The sequence below is a fragment of the Stenotrophomonas geniculata genome (genome assembly GCF_034508895.1).
GTDB lineage: Bacteria > Pseudomonadota > Gammaproteobacteria > Xanthomonadales > Xanthomonadaceae > Stenotrophomonas > Stenotrophomonas geniculata.
Genome location: NZ_CP140571.1, coordinates 1,706,577 through 1,726,402, shown reverse-complemented (window position 1 = coordinate 1,726,402; position 19,826 = coordinate 1,706,577). Strand labels below are relative to the sequence as shown.

16 protein-coding genes are annotated in these 19,826 nt (G+C 67.6%); 9 read left to right on the top strand and 7 right to left on the bottom strand.

The window, feature by feature from the left end:
- Nucleotides 1-43: 43 nt before the first annotated feature.
- On the bottom strand, nt 44-814 hold the full coding sequence (locus RI032_RS08105) for a hypothetical protein (RefSeq protein ID WP_071306505.1): 771 nt from the start codon (nt 812-814) through the stop codon (nt 44-46).
- A 378-nt stretch (nt 815-1,192) separates the two neighbouring features.
- Entirely contained in the window at nt 1,193-1,831 is a 639-nt protein-coding gene (locus RI032_RS08100; protein WP_010487129.1) for a response regulator, read from the bottom strand.
- A 74-nt stretch (nt 1,832-1,905) separates the two neighbouring features.
- Here RI032_RS08100 and RI032_RS08095 point away from each other — a divergent pair, with 74 nt between their 5' ends.
- Nucleotides 1,906-5,502 (top strand): ATP-binding protein, encoded by a 3,597-nt coding sequence (locus RI032_RS08095; RefSeq protein ID WP_322548104.1) that lies wholly within the window; start codon nt 1,906-1,908, stop codon nt 5,500-5,502.
- Here the strand turns inward: RI032_RS08095 and RI032_RS08090 are convergent.
- Nucleotides 5,496-5,897 carry a c-type cytochrome gene (locus RI032_RS08090; protein ID WP_019338385.1) on the bottom strand — a complete coding sequence of 134 codons (402 nt, stop codon included), beginning with the start codon at nt 5,895-5,897 and terminating at the stop codon, nt 5,496-5,498. The genes RI032_RS08095 and RI032_RS08090 overlap by 7 nt on opposite strands.
- A 65-nt stretch (nt 5,898-5,962) precedes the next feature.
- Complete coding sequence (locus RI032_RS08085; RefSeq protein WP_019338386.1) at nt 5,963-7,639, bottom strand: electron transfer flavoprotein-ubiquinone oxidoreductase; 1,677 nt, start codon at nt 7,637-7,639, stop codon at nt 5,963-5,965.
- A gap of 257 nt (nt 7,640-7,896) precedes the next feature.
- Here RI032_RS08085 and RI032_RS08080 point away from each other — a divergent pair, with 257 nt between their 5' ends.
- Complete coding sequence (locus RI032_RS08080) at nt 7,897-9,060, top strand: acyl-CoA dehydrogenase family protein (RefSeq protein WP_057504116.1); 1,164 nt, start codon at nt 7,897-7,899, stop codon at nt 9,058-9,060.
- 300 nt (nt 9,061-9,360) lie between these two features.
- On the opposite strand, the gene RI032_RS08075 is transcribed toward RI032_RS08080, so the two are convergent.
- Nucleotides 9,361-9,840: a tRNA (cytidine(34)-2'-O)-methyltransferase gene (locus RI032_RS08075; protein WP_005407625.1), complete on the bottom strand. Its 480-nt coding sequence runs from the start codon at nt 9,838-9,840 to the stop codon at nt 9,361-9,363.
- A 69-nt stretch (nt 9,841-9,909) separates the two neighbouring features.
- Nucleotides 9,910-10,386 (bottom strand): XAC0231 family protein, encoded by a 477-nt coding sequence (locus RI032_RS08070; protein WP_010487121.1) that lies wholly within the window; start codon nt 10,384-10,386, stop codon nt 9,910-9,912.
- 414 nt (nt 10,387-10,800) lie between these two features.
- On the opposite strand from RI032_RS08070, the gene RI032_RS08065 reads away from it, so the two are divergent.
- The 4 genes from RI032_RS08065 to RI032_RS08050 all read left to right on the top strand — a co-directional run bounded on the left by RI032_RS08065 (nt 10,801) and on the right by RI032_RS08050 (nt 16,320).
- Nucleotides 10,801-13,650, top strand: coding sequence for a M16 family metallopeptidase (locus RI032_RS08065; RefSeq protein ID WP_071306509.1), 2,850 nt, complete (start codon nt 10,801-10,803; stop codon nt 13,648-13,650).
- 202 nt (nt 13,651-13,852) lie between these two features.
- The gene (locus RI032_RS08060) at nt 13,853-14,170 is read left to right on the top strand and encodes a DUF4156 domain-containing protein (protein WP_005407628.1); all 318 of its coding nucleotides are present in this window, start codon (nt 13,853-13,855) and stop codon (nt 14,168-14,170) included.
- Between the two features lie 102 nt (nt 14,171-14,272).
- Nucleotides 14,273-15,289 carry a 3-oxoacyl-ACP synthase III gene (locus RI032_RS08055; RefSeq protein WP_010487115.1) on the top strand — a complete coding sequence of 339 codons (1,017 nt, stop codon included), beginning with the start codon at nt 14,273-14,275 and terminating at the stop codon, nt 15,287-15,289.
- Between the two features lie 140 nt (nt 15,290-15,429).
- Nucleotides 15,430-16,320, top strand: a complete 891-nt coding sequence (locus RI032_RS08050; RefSeq protein WP_010487114.1) for an alpha/beta fold hydrolase — start codon at nt 15,430-15,432, stop codon at nt 16,318-16,320.
- A 77-nt stretch (nt 16,321-16,397) separates the two neighbouring features.
- On the opposite strand, the gene RI032_RS08045 is transcribed toward RI032_RS08050, so the two are convergent.
- Nucleotides 16,398-16,829, bottom strand: coding sequence for a YkgJ family cysteine cluster protein (locus RI032_RS08045; RefSeq protein ID WP_029380125.1), 432 nt, complete (start codon nt 16,827-16,829; stop codon nt 16,398-16,400).
- 104 nt (nt 16,830-16,933) lie between these two features.
- Between RI032_RS08045 and oleC the strand changes: the two genes are divergently transcribed.
- The 3 genes from oleC to RI032_RS08030 all read left to right on the top strand — a co-directional run bounded on the left by oleC (nt 16,934) and on the right by RI032_RS08030 (nt 19,819).
- Complete coding sequence (oleC, locus tag RI032_RS08040) at nt 16,934-18,592, top strand: olefin beta-lactone synthetase (protein ID WP_054170707.1); 1,659 nt, start codon at nt 16,934-16,936, stop codon at nt 18,590-18,592.
- The gene (oleD, locus tag RI032_RS08035; RefSeq protein ID WP_322548103.1) at nt 18,589-19,581 is read left to right on the top strand and encodes a 2-alkyl-3-oxoalkanoate reductase; all 993 of its coding nucleotides are present in this window, start codon (nt 18,589-18,591) and stop codon (nt 19,579-19,581) included. The genes oleC and oleD overlap by 4 nt, the downstream gene beginning before the upstream one ends.
- 82 nt (nt 19,582-19,663) lie before the next feature.
- Nucleotides 19,664-19,819, top strand: coding sequence for a DUF1328 domain-containing protein (locus tag RI032_RS08030; protein WP_004153593.1), 156 nt, complete (start codon nt 19,664-19,666; stop codon nt 19,817-19,819).
- The last annotated feature ends 7 nt before the right edge of the window (nt 19,820-19,826 follow it).

The following is a 19,826-nucleotide window of genomic DNA, read 5'->3' as shown; positions in this document are numbered from 1 at the left end:
AGAACATGTCGGTCAACAGGGAACCCGCGCGTGGCGGGTGCTATCAAGGCGCGACGTACTGCTGGGTCGCGCTGTCGAAGGTGTAGTGCACGGTGTCGCTGGCACCCAGGGCGCGGGTCTTGCCGGGGCCTTCGATGGTGGTGCCCTTGAAGGTCACGGTCAGGCGCGGCAGGCCGTTGCCCTCGGCAGCGAAGGCCAGTTCGCCATCGCTGCCGGTGCAGGGCATCACGTTGCCTTCGTCGCAGGCCGCGCTGTTGTCCTCACCGGTGCGCACCGAGCCGACATAGCGCCAGACCTTGCTGTCCACGTCGTCTTCGCTGCGCTTGGGGTTGAACAGCAGCAGCGCATAGCCGGTGCTGCTGATGCCGCGGTCGAAGCTGCGGGTCGGCACCGCCAGCAGCAGGCGGCCGTCGGCGGTGCGATGTTCAAGTGGCTTGCGCCGGGTATCGACATCGTCGGCCTTGTCGTACGCGCCCAGTGCGCCGATGGTCCATTCCTGGCCACGGAACTTCCATGGCTTCCTGGCGTCGGTGCCGGCCAGCACGAAGGTGGCCTCGGCGAGGTTGGCGCGGTCATCCGGACCGGCCGGCGTCTGCTCGCCCGGCTTGCCGTAGTGCTCGCGGGTATCCCAGGAGAAACCCGTGTAGTACGTGGTGCCATCGAGGGTGAAGGTGTGGCCGAACCAGAAGGTCGCCACGCTGCCGTTCTGGACCTCATAGGAGGTCGCGCCATCGCCGTCCACCTGGTAGGTGAAATACATGACGGTCGGCGCGTCGGGCGGGGTGACGGCGGCATCGGGGGTGGGGGTCTGCATCGGGGCAACATCCTGTCGGGGCGCATTGGCAGCCTGCGCAGGAGCGCCGGGCTGGGAGGACGAGGGGGCCGGATCGGCGGCGCTGCAGGCGGCAGCGGAAAGAGAGACGAGCAGGCACGCCGCGAATGCGCGCAGGGGTCGCACCGGCAGGGTCCAACGTAGCTTGGGGGAATGATGCATGCGCCTCTCCATGGTCAGCGTTGCCGGGCCAGACGGCCGGCAGGAAACCGCACCCCATCCACCAGGGACGGGAGCGAGGACATGAGCCGGTCGATTCCTTCGACCTCGCATTGAGAACTCATGCCGGGCCATCTTGGCACAGATCGGCGGCGGGTCAAAGAGGGCGGTGGCAGATGCCCTTCTTGTGTGATCTGGCTCTCAGATATTGCCGTCGCGCAGGTAATCGAACAGCTCGGCGTCGCCCTTCAGGCCCAGTTTGAGCATGGCGTCACCCTTCTGCCGGCTGATGGTGCTGACGCTCTTGTGCAGCTGCAGCGAGATTTCCTTCACGGTCATGCCGGTGCCCAGCAGCCGCAGCACCTCCACTTCGCGTGGCGACAGCGGCTTGCCGTCGCCCTCGCGCATGCGCCAGCTGCCGGCGGCCTCGACCCGCTCGCGCAGGCTTCGGCTGATGTAGGGCTGGCCCCGGTAGACCGACTGGATGGCCTGCGGCAGTTCGTCCATCGACGAACTCTTGTCGACCAGGCCGAGCACGCCGCTGTCGAGCACCATGCGCAGGATCGCCAGATTGTTGGAGACACTGAGCATCAGTACAGGCAGGTCGGGATGGCGCCGGCGGATCATGCCGATCATGGCGAAGCCGTCGGCCTGTGGGCTGCCGGGCATGGAGTAGTCGGTCACCAGCAGGTCGCAGGGCTGGCTGCCAAGCAGGGCCATCAGCGCCTGTGCACTGTCGGCTTCGCCGACCACACGGCCAACCCCGCTCGATTCGATGACGGCGCGGGTACCGATACGGACCACCGGGTGGTCGTCTGCGATGATGATGCGCAAGCTCATGCTCTAGTATGACCACCGGGCAGGCCGGGCCGCGACCATCGCGGCTCCTGGCAGATTCTAGGAGATCGACGCCGATGCGTAGCTGGGCTGTTCGCGGGCTGGTCCTGCTGCTGGCCGTGCTGGCGTTGCCTGCGGCGCTGGCACAGGCGGTGCCTGGACCGTTGCCGCTCACCCCGCTGCAGCGTGAGTACGTTGCCGCGCATCCGAGCATCGTCGTGGGCCAGTATGACAGTGGCTGGCCGCCGTTCGAGTCCCTCCGTGATGGCCAGCAGGTCGGCCTCGGACCCGATTATCTGTCGCTTCTCGCCCGTCAGCTAGGCATGAAGGTCGAGGCGAGGCGCTATTCCGACTGGACATCCGTGCTGGACGCGGCATGTCGTGGTGAGATCGACGTGGTGATGAATGTCGGTCTCAGTGCCGACCTCACCCGCTGCATGGTCTATACCGCCGCCTATGGCGAGGCGCCGCTGGCCCTGGTGGGACGCCCGGATGACCTGCGTGCCTCCGACATCCCCGACCTGGATGGACTGCGGGTGGTGATCGAGCAGGACTTCCTGACCGGCCCGCAGGTGCGGGCGCGCTTCCCCCGGGCACGACAGCTTGTCGCAAACAGCTCGCTGGCGGCGCTGGAGATGGTCAGAGACGACAAGGCTGACGTTTACATCGGCAATGCGTACGTAGCCACCGAACTGATCGCTCGCGAGGACCTGCAGGGGGTCGTGCTGCTGCGCCCCAGCGATCTGCCGCCCGAACGGCTGCACTTCGGCATTCCCAACAGCAAGCAGCCGCTGGCCGAAGCGTTGGACCTGGCGCTGGCCGCGACCAGCCAGGCCCAGCGCGATGCGCTGGTGCAGCGCTGGCTGCCACCTCCGCGGTGGTCGGCATCGGCACAGCTGGCGCTGAGCCAGGCCGAGAAGCGGGTACTGGAGCAGCCGTTGAAGATCGGCTTCGCGCCGAACGCGGCGCCGCTGTCGTTCGCGGACCAGGATGGCAGACCCAGCGGCCTGGCCAGCGAATACCTGCGGCGTTTGCTGCAGGCCGGCGCCAACCTGCAGGTGGAAAACAGCCATGACTGGTACGAGGTGCGCGAGAAGGCACGCCGCGGCGAGCTGCAGGCGGTAATGGGCATTCCTGCCGATTCGCGCTACCTGGGCCCGGACTGGGTGTTCAGCCAGCCCTTCATCAGCGTGCCGAACGTGATCGTCAGCCAGCGTGACAGCCCGGCGCTGCTGGGCCTGTCCGACCTGCAGGGCAGGCGGGTGCTGCTGTCCGATCCGGAGCGTGTGCGTGGCTATGTGCTGCAGCAGGCACCGCAGGCCCGGATCATCGCGGCGCGCAGCGCGGAACAGGCCCTGCAGCGCCTGATCAATGGCGACGCCGATGCCTATGTAGGCAATCTGGCCGTGGTTGACCATCTGCTGCGCAGCCGCTTCCCGGGGCGCCTGCAGGTGGCCGCACCGGCTGGCTTCAACGATCAGCTGGTGCTGGCTGTCGAGCGCCGCCATGCCGCCCTGGCCACTACTTTCGACCGCCTGCTGCTGCAGATGACCCCACGCCAGCGCGAGGCCCTGCGCGGCGACTGGCTGGCCGTCGAATATCGCAACGGGCTCGACTGGACCCGCGTGGCGCGCTGGGGCGTGCCGCTGCTGCTGGTGCTGCTCACCGCGCTGCTGGTGCACGCCATCGGGCATTGGCGGCTGCGCCGCGAGGTGGCCGGGCGACGTCATCTGGAACAGCGCCTGGCCGAAGTCACCGACAACCTGCCCGCCGTGGTCTATCAGGCGCGCCGTGCGGCAGACGGAACCCTCAGCTTCCCGTTCATTGCCGGTGACCTGCAGGCGTTGTTCGGAATCAGCCGGCAGCAGGCCGAACAGGATGCAACGTGCCTGCTGGAGCGCATCGAGGAAGACGACCGCGAGCACATCCTGCATGCGGTCGAGCAGGCGGCGCGCCAGTTCGCACCGCTCATTCTGGAATTCCGGCTGCGACCTGAAGGTGCCGGCGCGCGCTGGGTGCGCAGCCAGGCCCATCCCTATGCGGCCGAAGCAGGTGCGGTGACCTGGAGTGGTTACTGGGTGGATGTCAGCGAGGCGCGTGCGCAGGCCGAGGCCCTGACTGCGGCCAAGGCCGACGCCGAACAGGCCGCGGAAGCGAAGTCGCGTTTCCTGGCAACCATGAGCCATGAGATCCGCACGCCGATGAGTGGCGTGCTGGGCATGCTGGAGGTGCTGGCGCATTCGCCGCTGGATGCCGAGCAGCAGCGCATCCTGGGGGTGATCGAGGATTCGGCGCAGATGCTACGGCAGATCCTCGACGACATCCTCGATTACTCGCGGCTGGAGGCCGGCGCGCTGCGCCTGGAACCGGTGCCGCAGCCGCTGCGGCCATTGCTGGAAAGCGTGTGCCGGTTGTTGTCGGCGCAGGCCAGTGCGCGTGAGCTGGATCTGCACGTGCAGATCGACCCGCAGCTGGCGGCCGCGCACGAAGTGGATGGTGTGCGCCTGCGTCAGATCGTGTTCAACCTGCTCAGCAACGCCATCAAGTTCACCGTGCGCGGCGAAGTGCGGCTGCAGCTGGAAGTGCTGGGGCCGACCGCCGAGGACGGCAGCCAGCCGCTGTGCCTGAGCGTCACCGACACCGGCATCGGCATCGCACCGGAAAAGCTGCAGCACCTGTTTGCGCCGTTCACCCAGGCCGGTGCGTATATCCAGCGCGACCATGGTGGTACCGGCCTGGGCCTGAGCATCTGCCAGCGCCTGGTGCAGATGATGGATGGCGAGCTGGAGCTGCACAGCACGCTGGGTGAGGGCACCCGCGCCGAGGTGCGGCTGTCGCTGGTGGAAGCCAGCAGTGGTGATGTTGAAGCGTTGGTCGCTGAGCAGGAACAAGCGGCGCTGCTGCCGCCGGCGCTGCGCGAGGCACGCGTGCTGGTGATCGAAGATCATCCGACCAACCAGGCGATGATGGCCTGGCGCCTGCAGCAACTGGGCGTGCCGCATGTGCTGGTCGGCGATGGCCAGCAGGGGCTGGATCGGTTGGCGTCGGAGTCGTTCGATCTGGTCATCACCGATTGCCGGATGCCGGTGCTGGATGGCTTCGCATTCACCCGCCTGCTGCGCGAACGCGAGGGCCGCAACGGCCAGCCGCGGCTGACCGTATTGGCGCTGACCGCCAGTGTGCTGGACGACGATGCGCGTCGTTGCCGTGAGGCCGGCATGGACGAAGTGCTGGCCAAGCCGTTGTCACTGGCCACGCTGCGTACCGCGCTGCTGCGCTGGTTGCCGCAGGCGCAGGGACAGTCGTTTGAGGAGCTGGCCGAGTCCGCTGCCGACGATGGTGGGACGCTGCCCGATCTGGACAGCCTGCAGCGGCGCTTCGGCTCGCGCGCGGTGGCCGAGCAGCTGCGCGACAGCCTGTTGCAGGCCAGCGAAGGTGATCTGGCGGGCGTACTGCGCGCCGTGCAGGCCGGTGACCGCATGTCTGCCGCACTGCACCTGCATCGCCAGGCCGGTGGATTGGGTGCGGTGGGGGCGACGGTGCTGGCCGGGCAGGCCAATGCCCTGGTCGAGCGCCTGCAGGACGCAGCCGAGACCGATCCGGAGCCGTTGTTCGAGGCGGTGGCGGGGTTCGTCGCGCGGCTGCAGCAGCAACTGCGGCGCCTGGCTCACTGAGCCGGCTGCTGCTGCAGGTAGGCGATCACCAGCGCGCGGCGTTCGGCGCTGGGGAAAGCGTTGTACATGCGCGTGCCGGGCACCACGTGGGTGGGCGACTGCAGGAACGCATCCAGGGTCTGCGCGGTCCAGGTGATGTCGGCGCGGCGCATGCCCTCGGAGTAGCCGTAGTCGGGCAGGCTGCCGGCGCGACGACCGATCACGCCGTGCAGGTTCGGCCCGAAGCGGTGTATGCCGCCGGGCTGTACGGTGTGGCAGCCGGCACACAGTTCAAACGCGCGCTGCATGGCCTGCTGGTGCGCCTGTTCCGGCGTGGCCGGAGCCGCAGGCGGGCGCTGGCAGGCCGTGGCCGCCAGGGCCACGACAACGGTGATGGGCAGGCAGAAAGCGCGCATGGGCGGGCAGGATAGCGACGCTGCGGGGCAGGCGGGCTGCGACACGCCGTCGCAGCCCGGAGCAATCACATGCCCGAATAGTTCGGGCCGCCGCCGCCCTGCGGGGTCACCCAGACGATGTTCTGGGTGGGGTCCTTGATGTCGCAGGTCTTGCAGTGCACGCAGTTCTGCGCGTTGATCTGCAGCCGCGCGCTGTCGGCTTCGCCGACGAACTCGTACACGCCGGCCGGGCAGTAGCGCGCTTCCGGACCGGCGTACTCGGCCAGGTTCACCTTCACCGGAATGCTCGGATCCTTCAGCGTCAGGTGGCTGGGCTGGTTCTCGTCGTGGTTGGTGCTGCTCAGGAACACCGAGCTGAGACGATCGAAGGTCAGCACGCCATCGGGCTTGGGGTAGGCGATGCGGGTGTGCTTGGACGCCGGTTCCAGGCAGACATGATCCGGCTGGGTGCGGTGCAGCGTCCATGGCGGATTGCGCACGCCCAGCTTGGGCAGCAGCCACTGCTCCACGCCGGTCATCAGGGTTGCCACGGTCTGGCCCTTCTTGAACCACTGCTTGAAGTTCTTGGCCTGCTGCAGTTCGGTGAACAGCCAGCTGGCTTCGAATGCCTTCGGGTAGGCGCTCAGTTCATCGTGCTGGCGGTCGGCGGCCAGCGCGTCGAACGCGGCGTCGGCGCACAGCATGCCGGTCTTGATCGCCGCGTGGCTGCCCTTGATGCGGCTGGCGTTGAGGTAGCCGGCCTCGCAGCCGACCAGTGCGCCACCCGGGAACACCGTCTTGGGCAGCGACAGCAGGCCACCGGCGGTGATCGCACGCGCGCCGTAACCGATGCGGGTGCCACCCTCCAGGTGCTTGCGGATGGACGGATGTGTCTTGAAGCGCTGGAATTCCTCGAACGGGCTCAGCCACGGATTCTTGTAGTCCAGGCCGACCACGTAGCCGATGGCGACCTTGCCGCCGTCGGCGTGGTACAGGAACGCACCGCCGTAGGTATCGCTGTCCAGCGGCCAGCCGGCGGCATGCACCACCAGGCCCGGCTCATGCTTGGCCGGGTCGATCTGCCACAGTTCCTTGATGCCGATGCCGTAGGCCTGCGGGTCCTTGCCTTCGTCCAGCGTGTAGCGGGCGATCAGCTGGCGGCCGAGGTGGCCGCGCGCGCCTTCGGCGAAGATCGTGTACTTCGCCTGCAGCGCCATGCCGCGTTCGAACGCCGGGCCGATGCTGCCGTCCTTCTCGATGCCCATGTCGCCGGTGGCCACGCCGATCACTTCACCGTTGTCGCCGTACAGCACTTCGGCGGCGGCGAAGCCGGGGAAGATGGCCACTTCCAGCGCCTCGGCCTGCTGCGCCAGCCAACGGGTCACTTCGCCCAGGCTGATGATGTAGTTGCCTTCGTTGTGGAAGCACTCCGGCAGCAGCGCGTTGGGCGTGCTGCGTGCGCCGGTTTCGCTGAGGAACAGGAATTCGTCGCGGGTGACCTTCTGCTTCAGCGGTGCGCCGCGCTCGGCCCAGTCCGGGAACAGTTCGGTCAGCGCGCGCGGGTCCATCACCGCACCGGACAGCACGTGGGCGCCTGGTTCGGAGCCCTTTTCCAGCACGCACACCGACAGCTCGCGGCCGGCTTCGATCGCGCGCTGGCGCAGGCGGATCGCGGTGGCCAGGCCGGCGGGGCCGGCGCCGACGATCACCACGTCGAACTCCATTACTTCACGCGGGGGCAGGGCGTTGGCTTCAGCGCTCATCGATTGCATGACTCGTGGGTAGGGCCGGCATCGGGGCCACCGGCGGTGCCTGGGAATCGCGCGTGCGGCCACGGGCGAAACGGTTGTTTGAATGTGTCAGGGTACCGGGACGCGCGTGATCGAGCTAGATAGACGCCGTTCACCGCACGATTGCTGCAGCGCAGCGTAGTGCCTCAGCCCTGGTGGGGGCTAACCCTGGTCGGCACGCGCTGCCCGGATGACCGACAATGGCCGGGTCCTGACTGCGTGTGAGTGCCATGGCTTTGCATCCGTACGATCTGTTCGATGTCCGTTCCCTGCTCAACGAGGAAGAGCGTGCGGTGCAGGAGAGTGTCGCCCGCTTCACCAACGAGCGCGTGCTGCCGATCATCGGCGATGCCTTCGACCAGGCCCGTTTTCCGTCTGAACTGGTGCCGGAGATCGCGTCACTGGGCCTGCTGGGTGCAACGCTGCCGACCGAGTACGGCGGCGGTGGCCTCGGCGCGGTCAGCTACGGCCTGATCTGCCAGGAGCTGGAGCGCGGCGATTCGGGCCTGCGCAGCTTCGTCTCGGTGCAAAGCTCGCTGTGCATGTACCCGATCTACGCCTATGGCAGCGAGGAACAGCGCCAGCAGTGGCTGCCGGCGATGGCGCGCGGCGAGCTGATCGGCTGCTTCGGCCTGACCGAGGCGCATGGGGGTTCCGACCCGGCCAGCATGAAGACCCGCGCCGTGCGCGACGGCAGTGACTGGCGCATCAGCGGCAGCAAGATGTGGATCACCAGCGGCCCGGTGGCCGATCTGGCCATCGTCTGGGCGCAGACCGAGGACGGTATCCAGGGCTTCGTGCTGGAGAAGGGCATGGCCGGCTTCACCACGCAGGAAATCAAGCACAAGATGAGCCTGCGCGCGTCATTGACCGGCGCGCTGTTCTTCGACGACGTGCGCGTGCCCGACAGCCACCGCCTGCCGAACGTGAAGGGCCTGAAGGGACCGCTGGGCTGCCTGACCCAGGCCCGTTACGGCATCAGCTGGGGGCCGATCGGTGCGGCGATTGCCTGCCTGGATGAAGCGCTGGGCTACGCCAAGGAGCGCGTGTTGTTCGGTCGCCCGCTGGCGGCGACGCAGAGCGCGCAGATCAAGCTGGCCGAGATGGCCCGCCGCATCACCACCGCCCAGCTGCTGGCCCTGCAACTGGGCCGGCTGAAGGAAGCCGGCCAGCTGCAGCCGCAGCAGGTCAGCCTGGCCAAGTGGAACAACTGCCGCATGGCCATCGACATTGCCCGCGAGTGTCGCGATCTGCTGGGCGGAGCGGGCATCACCACCGAGCATGTGGCGATCCGGCATGCGTTGAACCTGGAATCGGTGATCACCTATGAAGGCACCGAGACCGTGCACCAGCTGGTGATCGGGCGCGAACTGACCGGCATCAACGCGTTCTGAAACCTGGTTCCGGTGGGTGCCAACCTTGGTTGGCACACCTCTCCGGAAGTTTCTGCAGGCCCCTGGACCTGCTTTTGGTAGGTGCCAACCTTGGTCGGCACATTCCTTCAGCGCGCGACCGGGCATCGGTGCGGACCAAGGTCCGCACCCACCAGAAGCAGCCCACAGCCACCGGAAGTTCTCAGCAGTCCCCTGGACCTGCCTTTGGTGGGTGCCAACCTTGGTTGGCACATTCCTTCAGCGCGCGGCCAAACATCTGTGCGGACCAAGGTCCGCACCCACCACAAGCGGTCTGCGGCGTTACGCGCCGCCGGCAAACCCGTGCTGGCGCCAGGCCTCGTACATCACCACGGCAACGGTGTTGGAAAGATTGAGGCTGCGGTTGTCCGGCCGCATCGGCAGGCGCAGGCGGCGGCCATCGGGCAGGGCATCGAGCACGTCCTGCGGCAGGCCGCGGCTTTCGGGGCCGAACAGGAATGCATCACCGTCTTCAAAGGCCACGCTGTCATAGCGGACGCTGGCACGCGTACTCAGGGCGAACAACCGTTTCGGTGCGATCCGCGCCAGCGCGGTATCCAGGTCGGGGTGCACCTGCAGGCGTGAATACTCGTGGTAGTCCAGCCCGGCGCGCTTGAGCTGCTTGTCTTCCAGTGCGAAGCCGAGCGGCTCGACCAGGTGCAGCTGCGCGCCGGTGTTGGCACAGAGCCGGATCACATTGCCCGTGTTGGGCGGGATTTCCGGTTGGAACAGGATCACGTGGAACTGGGGCGCGGCATTCATCGGCGCAGTGTACCTGCGACGGCGGCCGCCTTTACGGCGCACGCCCTGCACTGGGCAGGGCGGCACCGCTTACGGGCGCAGCAGGACCTGGGCGGTTTCGGTGGCCAGGGCCTGCAGGTCGGCGGCGCTCGGACGCACCTGCAGGGCCGGCAGGTTGACGATGACCGAGTGGGCAACGTTGGTGGCGGCGGCGGCCAGGGTGGCGGCGTAGCGCTGGGCTTCCAGTTCGGCGGCCAGGGCGACGCGCTGTTCCAGGCTCGGGCGCACTTCCACCGAGGCCAGGGTGGTGATCGGCATCGCGGCCGCAACCGGGGCGGCGACGTAGCCGCTGCGCTCGGCCAGCTGGTCGGCGCTCGGGCGCACTTCCACGGTGGCCAGGGTCGGGATGCCGCTGGCCTGTTCCCAGGCCTGCTGGGCCAGCTGGTCGGCGGCCGGGCGGACCTGCACGGTGGACAGCGTCTTGATGGATTCGGAGGCCTGCACCGACGAAACAACCGCGGTGCCGGCGATCAGGGCGATGGCGATGGCAATGGTCTTGGCGTTCATGACGGGGCCTGTTTAGTGTTGGTGATCAGTGGTGTGGTAGTAAGGTAGTACACCGATTCTGGGCATGCAAGGAGAATTTTCGATTTCCTGCATCTGTTCAGTCTTCAGTCAGCTTTCGTCTGAAGCCCTTCCTGGCGCAGGAAGTACCAAGCAATCCCCGTGCCAACTTTTAGTTGTTGATTTACAAGGGTTTTTTTGCGCCGGAAAGTGTCCGGTGGGCGGACACCTGTCCATTCGATGCGCCGCGGACACTGTCCGGACGTTCCTGGCGGGCGCATGTGACGGGTCAGGCAGGGCAGATCGGCACCGCGGATGGGGCACAGGGGCAAACACCCCCAGTGACTGCTGGCCGATTCCTGCCGCTGCGTGCGCAGGCTAGGATCGGGGTTCACCTATGTGACCAAGGATCCGGATATGTCTCTCGCCCTTCGCCCGCGCGCTGCACTGCTGGCCGTCGCCCTCAGCACCGCCCTGGGCACGCTTGTGCCTTCCCATGCGCTGGCGGCCAAGCCTGCCGCACCGGCGAAGGTCGATATCCCGTATGAGCAGTTCACCCTGCCCAACGGCCTGCGCGTGATCGTGCATACCGATCGCAAGGCGCCGATCGTCGCGGTCAATGTCTGGTACCACGTGGGCAGCAAGGACGAGCCGGCTGGCCGTACCGGCTTCGCGCACCTGTTTGAACACCTGATGTTCCAGGGCAGCGAAAACCACGACGGCGAATTCTTCGAGCCGTTCAAGCAGGTCGGTGCCACCAACCAGAACGGCACCACCAATACCGACCGCACCAACTACTTCGAGAACGTGCCCACCACCGCGCTGGACATGGCGCTGTGGATGGAATCGGACCGCATGGGCCATCTGGTCGGTGCGATCGACCAGGCGGCGCTGGACGAGCAGCGTGGCGTGGTGCAGAACGAGAAGCGCCAGGGCGAGAACCAGCCCTACGGCCAGGCCTGGGACCAGCTCAACAAGGCGCTGTACCCGGTTGGCCACCCGTACCACCACGGCGTGATCGGTTCGATGAACGATCTGAACGCGGCGTCGCTGGATGACGTGAAGACCTGGTTCCGCACCTGGTACGGCCCGAACAACGCGGTGCTGGTGCTGGCCGGCGACATCGACCTGGCCACCGCCAAGGAAAAGGTCGGCAAGTACTTCGGCGCCATCCCGGCCGGCCCGACCATGGCGCAGCCGGCAGTGAACGTGGCCAAGCGCAGCGCCGACACCCGCGAGACGATGACCGACAAGGTGCCGCAGGCGCGCATCTACCGCGCCTGGAACGTGCCGCAGGTCGGCACCACCGATGTCGATCAGCTGCAACTGTTCGCGCAGGTCCTGGGCGGTGCCAAGTCCTCGCGCCTGAGCCAGCGCCTGCAGCACCAGGACAAGCTGGTGGACAGCATCGCGTCGGGCCTGTCGACGTCGCAGCTGGGTTCGAACTTCGTGATCATGGCGACGGTCAAGCAGGGCCAGGACCCGGCCAAGGTCGAGAAGATCATCGACGAGGAACTGGACCGCCTGATCAAGCAGGGCCCGACCGCGGCCGAGCTGGAGCGCGCCAAGACCAGTGCCCGCGCCGGTTTCATCCGCGGCATCGAGCGCATTGGTGGCTTCGGCGGCAAGGCCGATGCACTGGCCGAGTGCGCGGTGTTCACCGGCGACCCGGGCTGCTTCCGCACCTCGCTGGCCAACATCGAGAAGGCCAGTGCTGCTGATCTGAGCCGGCTGGGCGCGCAGTGGCTGGACACGGGCAGCCACACCCTGGTGATCGCACCGGGTGAGCGCGTGGCGCTGAAGGAAGACCCGAGCCAGGCGCCGAAGCCGTTCAACGTGCCGGCGGTGGACCCCAAGTACAGCACCCTGCCCGAGCAGGTCGACCGCAAGGCCGGCGTGCCGCAGACCCGCGAGTTCCCGCAGTTGAAGTTCCCGGCGCTGCAGCGCGCCACGCTGAAGAACGGCACCCAGGTGATCCTGGCCGAGCGCCACGAGATTCCGGTGGTGCAGTTCAGCTACCAGTTCCCGGGCGGCTTCAGCGCCGACCAGGGCCGCAAGCCGGGCACCGCCAACTTCACCATGAGCCTGATGACCGAAGGCGCCGGCAAGCTCGGCTCGCTGGCCTTCGCCGATGCCGCCGACGCACTGGGTGCCAGCCTGGATGCCTCGGCCGGCCTGGATTCGATGAGCGTGGACCTGTCGGCGCTGAAGGAAAATCTGGCACCGTCGCTGGCGCTGTACCGCGACCTGCTGCGTGAGCCGCGCTTCGAGCAGGGCGAGATCGACCGGGTCAAGGCGAGCTGGATCGCCGGCATCCAGCAGGAGAAGGTCAACCCGGGTGCGGTGGCGATGCGCGTGCTGCCGCCGCTGCTGTACGGCAAGGGCCACCCGTATGCCATTCCGTTCACCGGCAGCGGTGACGAAGCGGCGATCAATGGCCTGACCCGCGAAGACCTGGTCGACTTCCACCACGACTGGCTGCGCCCGCAGAACGGCACCCTGATCGTGGTCGGTGACACCACCCTGGCCGAGATCGTGCCGCTGCTGGACAAGCAGCTGGGCGACTGGAAGGCCAGTGGCGACGCCCCGCAGGTGAAGGCGGCCACCGACGTGGCGCTGCCGAAGGGCCCGCGCGTGTTCCTGATCGACCAGCCGGGCGCGGTGCAGGCCAACCTGTTCGCCGGCCAGGTGGTGGCGCCTTCGAGCGCTGCCAGCTCGACCCGCTTCGACATCGCCAACGGCGTCATCGGCGGTGACTTCACCTCGCGCCTGAACATGAACCTGCGTGAAGACAAGCACTGGTCGTACGGTGCGCGCAGCAGCGCGGTCAACTCGGTGGGCCAGCGTCCGTGGATGGCCAGCGCGCCGGTGCAGATCGACAAGACCGGTCCGGCGATGGCGGAAATGCGCAAGGAAATCGCCGCGTTCGCCGATGGCAGCAAGCCGGCCACCGCCGACGAGGTGAACCGCATCCGCAACATCCAGACGCTGAGCCTGCCCGGTGCCTACGAGACCGCCAGCGCGGTGGCGTCGACCATCGGTTCGATCGTGCAGTTCAAGCGCCCGGACGACTACGTGCTGCGCCGCAAGGCCGAGATCGAGGCGATGACCCCGGCGCAGGTGCAGCAGGCCGCTGCCGAGATCAAGCCGCAGGCCCTGACCTGGGTGGTGGTGGGTGACCTCAAGCAGACCGAAGCGGCCGTGCGTGCGCTGAACCTGGGCGAGGTGACGGTGATCGATGCCGAAGGCAACCCGGTCAAGAAGTAAGGGATGTGCCTGCCCGCCTCGGCGGGCAGGCCTCCTGTGGTAGCGCCGGGCCATGCCCGGCGGTTTTTCGGCGGCCAGCGAGGCCGCGCTGCGCGCTCGCCGGGCATGGCCCGGCGCTACCGGGGGATCCGACTCCACCCCCGGCTACCCCCGATTCAGGCTGTTCAGGCAGAATCCCCCCATACCCTTCCAGGATCTGCCCATGCGCGTTCTGCTGCTTTCCTCCCTGCTGCTCACCGTCACCGCCTGTACCTGGGTGCCGATCGAACCGGCCGGCAAGGCGACCCGCGTGCTGCCGGCAGGCCCGGTTCCCGCCGGCTGCATCGCCAAGGGCGAGGTGGTGGTCACCGTGAAGAGCAAGGTCGGCTTCTACAACCGCAACCCGCTGCGGGTGCAGGAAGAGCTGGAAACCCTGGCCCGCAACGAGGCCCCGAGCGCCGGCGCCAATGCCGTGCAGGCCGCTGCGGCCCCGGCCGATGGCAGCCAGCGCTTCGCCGCCTTCCAGTGCCCGCCGCGCTGAACGCTTCACCATACGGGCAAGGCTGAATTCGTAAAGATGCGGTGAAAGCCCGGGGGTTATAGAATAGCGCCCCCTTTTGCCTGAGCCTTGGCGCTAACCTCGATGCTCTTCAAGAATGTCTCGATCGCCGGCCTGGCACACGTCGACGCGCCGCATACGCTGACGACCAAGGAAATCAACGAACGCCTGCAGCCGACGTTGGATCGCCTCGGTATCCGCACCGACGTGCTCGGCGATATCGCCGGCATCCATGCCCGCCGCCTGTGGGACAACGGCGTGCTGGCGTCGGACGCCGCCACCATGGCCGGCCGCAAGGCACTGGAAGACGCGGGCATCACCGCGACCCAGGTCGGCCTGCTGGTCAACACCTCGGTCAGCCGTGACTACCTGGAGCCGTCCACGGCCTCCATCGTGTCCGGCAACCTCGGCGTCAGCGACGAATGCATGACCTTCGACGTCGCCAATGCCTGCCTGGCCTTCATCAACGGCATGGATATCGCGGCGCGCATGATCGAGCGCGGTGATATCGACTACGCGCTGGTGGTGGATGGCGAGACCGCCAACCTGGTGTACGAGAAGACCCTGGAGCGCATGACCGCCCCGGACGTCACCGCTGACGATTTCCGCAACGAGCTGGCGGCGCTGACCACCGGTTCGGGTGCTGCGGCCATGGTGATGGCGCGCTCGGAACTGGTGCCGGACGCCCCGCGCTACAAGGGCGGCGTGACCCGCTCGGCCACCGAGTGGAACCAGCTGTGCCTGGGCAACCTGGACCGCATGGTCACCGATACCCGCCTGCTGCTGATCGAAGGCATCAAGCTGGCGCAGAAGACCTTCAGCGCCGCCAAGATTGCACTCGGCTGGGCCGTGGAAGAGCTGGACCAGTTCGTGATCCACCAGGTCAGCCAGCCGCACACTGCCGCGTTCATCAAGAACTTCGGCATCGACCCGAAGAAGGTCATGACCATCTTCGGCGAGCACGGCAACATCGGCCCGGCCTCGGTGCCGATCGTACTGAGCAAGCTCAAGCAGCTGGGCAAGCTGAAGAAGGGCGATCGCATCGCGCTTCTGGGCATTGGTTCCGGCCTGAACTGTTCGATGGCTGAAGTGGTCTGGTAAGCAGCCCGCTGCCCGACCTCCTGTAGAGCCGAGCCATGCTCGGCTCACGCGCGCAGCGCGGCTCTTCCGCAGCGGACCGGAGAGCAGCCGAGCATCGGCTCGGCTCTACACCGCGCCGCGATTCTCCTTAGGTGCTCCGCATGCGCGATCTCCCCGGTTACCCCGCCCACCCGCAGCGCTTCGAAGTGCGCCCTGGCCTGTCGATGAACTATCTCGACGAAGGCCCGCGCGACGGCGAGGTGGTGGTGATGGTGCACGGCAACCCGTCGTGGAGCTATTACTGGCGCACGCTGGTGGCTGGCCTGTCGGACACGTACCGCTGCATCGTGCCGGACCACATCGGCATGGGCCTGTCGGACAAGCCGGACGACAGCCGCTACGAATACACGCTGCAGTCGCGCGTGGACGACCTCGATGCGCTGCTGAAGCACCTGGGCATTACCGGCCCGGTGACCCTGGCCGTGCACGACTGGGGCGGCATGATCGGCTTCGGCTGGGCGCTGTCGCACCACGACCAGGTGAAGCGCCTGGTGGTGCTCAACACCGCCGCCTTCCCGATGCCGGCCGCGAAGAAGATGCCGTGGCAGATCGCGCTGGGCCGCCACTGGAAGATCGGCGAGTGGATCATCCGCAGCTTCAACGCATTCTCGTCCGGCGCCTCGTGGCTGGGCGTGGAGCGGAAGATGCCGGCCGACGTGCGCCGCGCCTACGTGTCGCCGTACAACAGCTACGCCAACCGCATCAGCACCATCCGCTTCATGCAGGACATCCCGCTGTCGCCGGCCGACAGGGCGTGGTCGCTGCTGGAGCGTGCCGGCAAGGCGCTGCCGTCGTTCGCCGACCGCCCCGCCTTCCTCGGCTGGGGCCTGCGCGACTTCGTGTTCGACCACCACTTCCTGAAGGGTTTCCAGGCCGCGCTGCCGAAGGCCCAGGTGCATGCCTTCGAGGATGCCGGGCATTACGTGCTGGAAGACAAGCACGAGGTGCTGGTGCCGGAGATCCGGGCGTTCCTGGACAAGAACCCGATCTGAGAAGTGTGCCGACCAACGGTCGGCACCCACACGTGGAAGGTATGGGGGGGGTGCCGACCGTTGGTCGGCACACCGGATTATGCGGCGACCGGCGCCTGCGGCGGCGAAGAAGGGCTGTTGCCGTTGTCGTCGGGATGATCGTCATCATTGTCGGCGTCATCGCGCCAACGCCAGTCGGCCAGCGTCAACGGATCCAGGCCATAGGCGATGCGCGCCTTGTCGCACTGCGGGCTGGCTTTGCCGTACTCCCACGATGCATCCACCTCACGGCACACGCTGGGCCGGTTGGGGTGGATGGTGCAGCGTGAATACACGCCGATCTGCGCATCCAGCGCCACGCAGCGCACCGGCTTGGAATGGGTGCCACGCATGCACAGGCGATGCGGGTCCAGCACTTCGGTGAGCTGGTGTGGCACGCCGCCGGGGGTGACCTCGTCTGATTCCATCCAGTGGAAGGCCACGCGGTATTGGGTGCAGCAGGCGCCGCAGGTCATGCAGGGATGTTGCATGGGCAAGCCGCCTCGGGCGGCAGTCGGAATCAGGAACGAGGGTGCGGATTTTCCACGAAGTGGGGCGCCGCGCAAGAAATTCCGTAAGCGGCGACAATGAACGGATGAACCGACCCTGCAATATTGCGGCCCGTTTGCCTGAACTGGCGCGTGAACGCCCCGACCAGATTGCTATCCGCTGCCCCGGCCGCCGGGGCGCCGGCAACGGCATGGCCGCCTACGACGTCACCCTGGATTACCGCCAGCTGGACGCCCGCAGCGACGCCATGGCCGCCGGCCTGGCCGGCTACGGGATCGGCCGAGGGGTGCGCACGGTGGTGATGGTGCGGCCCTCGCCGGAGTTCTTCCTGTTGATGTTCGCCCTGTTCAAGCTGGGCGCGGTGCCAGTGCTGGTCGATCCGGGCATCGACAAGCGCGCGCTGAAACAGTGTCTGGACGAGGCGCAGCCGGAAGCCTTCATCGGCATTCCGCTGGCCCATGTGGCGCGGCTGGTGCTGCGCTGGGCGCCGTCGGCGGCGCGCCTGGTGACCGTCGGCCGCCGCCTCGGCTGGGGCGGAACCACCCTGGCCGCGCTGGAGCGCGCCGGCGCCAACGGTGGGCCGATGCTGGCCGCCACCGATGGCGAGGACATGGCGGCGATCCTGTTCACCAGCGGCTCCACCGGCGTGCCCAAGGGCGTGGTCTACCGCCATCGCCACTTCGTCGGGCAGATCCAGCTGCTGGGCAGCGCCTTCGGCATGGAAGCGGGCGGGGTGGACCTGCCGACCTTTCCACCGTTCGCGCTGTTCGATCCGGCGCTGGGCCTGACCTCGGTGATCCCGGACATGGACCCGACCCGGCCGGCGCAGGCCGACCCGGCGCGCCTGCACGACGCCATCCAGCGTTTCGGCGTGACCCAGCTGTTCGGCTCGCCGGCGCTGATGCGGGTGCTGGCGAAGCATGGCCGGCCGCTGCCGACGGTGACCCGGGTGACCTCGGCCGGTGCGCCGGTGCCGCCGGACGTGGTCGCCACCATCCGCAGCCTGCTGCCGGCCGATGCGCAGTTCTGGACGCCGTATGGCGCCACCGAGTGCCTGCCGGTGGCGGTGGTCGAGGGCCGCGAGCTGGAGCGCACCCGTGCTGCTACCGAAGCAGGTGCCGGTACCTGCGTGGGCAGCGTGGTTGAGCCGAACGAGGTGCGCATCATCGCCATCGATGACGCGCCGCTGCCGGACTGGTCGCAGGCACGCGTGCTGGCCACCGGCGAGGTCGGCGAGATCACCGTAGCCGGGCCGACCGCCACCGACAGTTATTTCAACCGCCCGCAGGCCACGGCGGCGGCAAAGATCCACGAGACGCTGGCCGATGGCAGCACGCGCGTGGTCCATCGCATGGGCGACGTCGGTTACTTCGATGCGCAGGGCCGACTGTGGTTCTGCGGGCGCAAGACGCAGCGCGTGGAGACCACGCGCGGACCGCTGTACACCGAACAGGTCGAGCCGGTGTTCAACACCGTGGCCGGGGTGGCGCGCACGGCGCTGGTCGGTGTCGGCGCCCCGGGTGCACAGGTGCCGGTGCTGTGCGTGGAACTGCAGCGTGGCCAGGCAGACAGCCCGGCGCTGCAGGAAGCGCTGCGTGCGCATGCCGCAGCGCGCACGCCTGAGGCCGGCCTGCAGCACTTCCTGGTGCATCCGGCGTTCCCCGTCGATATCCGTCACAACGCCAAGATCGGCCGCGAGAAGCTCGCCGTCTGGGCCAGCGCCGAACTGGAGAAGCGCGCATGAAGATCCTGGTCACCGGTGGTGGTGGTTTCCTTGGCCAGGCGCTGTGCCGCGGGCTGGTCGAACGTGGCCACCAGGTACTGGCGTTCAACCGCAGTCACTACCCGGAGCTGCAGGCGATGGGTGTGGGCGAGATCCGTGGAGATCTCGCCGACGCGCAAGCGGTGCTGCACGCGGTGGCCGGCGTCGATGCGGTGTTCCACAACGGTGCCAAGGCCGGCGCCTGGGGCAGCTATGACAGCTACCACCAGGCCAACGTGGTCGGCACCGACAATGTGATCGCCGCCTGCCGTGTGCATGGCATCAGCCGGCTGGTCTACACCTCCACGCCCAGCGTGACGCACCGTGCCACCCATCCGGTGGAAGGCCTGGGCGCCGATGAAGTGCCTTACGGCGAAGATTTCCAGGCACCGTATGCGGCGACCAAGGCGATTGCCGAACAGCGCGTGCTGGCGGCCAACGACGCCTCGCTGGCGACGGTGGCGCTGCGCCCGCGCCTGATATGGGGCCCGGGCGATCAGCAGCTGGTGCCGCGTCTGGCCGAACGTGCACGGCAGGGCCGCCTGCGTCTGGTGGGCGATGGCAACAACAAGGTGGATACCACCTACATCGACAACGCCGCGCTCGCACACTTTCTCGCTTTCGAGGCATTGGCGCCGGGGGCCGCGTGTGCGGGCAAGGCCTACTTCATTTCCAACGGCGAACCGCTGCCGATGCGCGAGCTGGTCAACAAGCTGCTGGCCGCCGTTGGTGCGCCGACGGTGGACAAGGCGATCAGCTTCAAGGCCGCTTACCGCATCGGTGCGCTCTGCGAGCGCCTTTGGCCGCTGCTGCGCCTGCGCGGCGAGCCGCCATTGACCCGCTTCCTGGCCGAGCAGCTGTGCACGCCGCACTGGTACAGCATGGAGCCGGCACGCCGTGACTTCGGCTACGTGCCGCAGGTCAGCGTCGAAGAAGGGCTGCGCAGGCTGAAGGCTTCATCTGCTGCATAGATCGCCGTCACTGGCTGCACACCGCCAGATCGGGAGGATGGACCCACGCCATCCAACGGCCCGGACATCTGCGAGGAGCGCCATGCTGCATTACGCCGTCATCTTTTTCGTCATCGCCATCATCGCCGCCGTGCTCGGCTTCTCCGGCATTGCCGGCGCTGCCAGCAACATTGCCTGGATCCTGTTCGTTGTGTTCCTGGTACTGGCAGTGATCTCGATGTTCCGCAAGCGCGGGTAGAAGACCG